Source organism: Williamsia sp. (assembly GCF_036566845.1).
Taxonomy (GTDB): Bacteria; Actinomycetota; Actinomycetes; order Mycobacteriales; family Mycobacteriaceae; genus Williamsia.
Genome location: NZ_DATCVM010000027.1, coordinates 1 through 2,229 on the forward strand (window position 1 = coordinate 1; position 2,229 = coordinate 2,229).

The window sequence follows — 2,229 nt, forward strand, 5'->3', positions numbered from 1 at the left end:
CGAGCAACCGCCGTACTCGATCCTGGTCCGCGGCATCGAGGAGGACGTCCTGCCCACGACGTTGCGCTACGGTATCGGAACATTGGTCTACAGCCCGCTGTCCAGCGGTTGGCTCACTGGTCGGTGGCGCAAGGACGCGCCGGGCACCCCCGCCTCGGCCGTCCGTACCAGCGCTCGATACGACATGAGCAAGCCGGCAAACCAGCGCAAGCTCGAGGTCGTCGAAGAGCTCGCGGTACTCGCCGAGCAATCGGGAATGACGCTGATCGAACTGGCACTTGCATGGGCGATTAATCACCCGGGCGTTACGTCGGCAATTATCGGTCCCCGGACCATGGGGCAGCTCGAATCTCAGCTTCCGGCAGCCGACATCAGCCTGAGCTCTGAAATCCTCGATCGCGTCGACGCGTTGGTCGCACCCGGCGTGACGTTGAACGCGGAAGACACCAGCTACGGAGCCTCCGAACTGACGCCCGCGGCACGCCGACGGTAGGGACCGGCCACGCGGCCTATTCCAGGACCCCGCACGACTGAGGCAACGACGTCGACGGCCGCCATCCGCGCCAATTGCACCCGCTGAGAATCTGTCACAATCAACGCCGCAGCAACCATGACCCATTCCAACAGATAACCATGTTATTTTAGCGACGGATCACTAGCGTTGGGTTGGATGTACACGCCCGTTCGGTTGTTGCTCATGGGCTCGTCGATGACGATGGGCCGGTGGTCAAAGCACGGTTGTCGCCTGATTTTGAGTCGATCATCGCCTGGTTGATGGCGTTGGCGGGGCCGGTACAGGTGGCCTATGAGGCTGGTCCGACAGGGTTCAGATTGGCGCGGACGATCATCGCCGCCGGGATGGGCTGCGTGGTGGTGGCGCCGTCGAAATTGCAACGGCCAGTATGTGATCGAGTGAAAACAGACGCCAAAGACGCGGCACATCTGGCGAAGTTGTTGCGGTTGGGTGAGCTGGTCGCGGTGACCCTTCCCGATCCGGATCGGATACCGAAGCGGCCCGTGATGTGGTCCGTGCGCGTGATGATGCCCGAGGTGATCTGATGCGGGCGCGGCGCCGGTTGTCCAAACTGTTTGTGCGACAGGGGATTGTCTACTACGACGGGGCGGCGTGGAGCGGGAACCATGAACTGTGGCAGCGTAACCAGCGGTTCGAGGCCCGGGCGCCGCAGGCCACTTTCGACAACGACTTTGACGCGGTGCTGACCGTCAACGCACGGCGCGATCGCCTCGACGAGAAGATCGCCGTGATGGCCAGACCGAGCCGTGGGCTCCGGTGGTGACCCGACTGACGTGTCTACGCGGTGTCTAGACGTTGACCGCGTTAGGGTTGGCCGTGGAGGTCGGCGACTGGACCCGACTGAACGGGTCGACGATTGGTGCTTACGCTGGCCACTGGTCCCGAGCGAGTACTCCTCGGGCGATTCGCGTAGTCAGGGCACGATCACACGACCGGGAACACCCATGTGCCCCGGTTGCTGGTCGAAGCGGCCTGGCATCACCGCTGGCCCTATGACAATCCGGCCGGACGATGCGCACTCGCTGGCAGGCTGCTGGGCCGGTCGCCAAAGCCTGTGGACATGCCGGGAACCGGCGGCGTCTGCATCACCGGTGGGACACCTTTGACGCCCGCAAGAAAAACGCCTGCGTGGCGAACATCGCAGTTGCCCGCGAACTGGCCGGCTGGAGTTGGTCACTGGCCACCCCTCGAACCCTGACTGGTCGGCGAAGCGCGCAAAGATGCGCCAGACATGACGTCGGCTAGTGAATCCACAGAGTCAGCCTCGACACTCTTCACTCTTCGAATGGCGCCACATCGTTGACATTCATGAACGATCTTCCAGCCCCTGGAGTTCGCGAGGATCTCTATTGGTGCCATCTGTCCGAGACACTCTGCAGCTCGGTCGCCTGGATTCACGTCGACATGCTTTGACCAAAGGCAACTCGGACAATGATTTGTGTACCCGTTGCCGACGACATGCTCACCGCAGCGCTCGCAGTCGAAGTCCTCCACTCTCCTTGAGAAGCGAGGGTCAGGCATCTGCGCCGACCATGCTCGCGAGAGCGGCGATTCCTGCGATGGGCACGAAGATCCACCCCCAGCCGGCGTCGGCTTCAAGAATTCCACCCGAGATGAGCGGACCGAGGGCGAGCCCCATCACCAGGCCGGTGGCCCACAATGCGATGTAGGGCCCACGCTTTCGCGGATCAGGT

At 62.8% G+C, this 2,229-nt stretch carries 2 protein-coding genes and 2 pseudogenes; 2 read left to right on the forward strand and 2 right to left on the reverse strand.

What is annotated here, in order from left to right:
* On the forward strand, positions 1–493 hold a 493-nt coding region (locus VIQ49_RS01565; protein ID WP_331880138.1), incomplete at its 5' end, for an aldo/keto reductase.
* A gap of 158 nt (positions 494–651) precedes the next feature.
* A pseudogene (locus tag VIQ49_RS01570) lies at positions 652–1,780 on the forward strand (IS110 family transposase).
* On the opposite strand, the gene VIQ49_RS28870 reads toward VIQ49_RS01570, so the two are convergent.
* Both VIQ49_RS28870 and VIQ49_RS01575 read right to left on the reverse strand, forming a co-directional pair.
* On the reverse strand, positions 1,709–2,056 hold the full coding sequence (locus tag VIQ49_RS28870; RefSeq protein ID WP_414731553.1) for an RNHCP domain-containing protein: 348 nt from the start codon (positions 2,054–2,056) through the stop codon (positions 1,709–1,711). The pseudogene VIQ49_RS01570 and the gene VIQ49_RS28870 overlap by 72 nt on opposite strands.
* Positions 2,049–2,229 (reverse strand): annotated as a pseudogene (locus tag VIQ49_RS01575) (hypothetical protein); the annotation flags it as partial. The gene VIQ49_RS28870 and the pseudogene VIQ49_RS01575, both read right to left, overlap by 8 nt.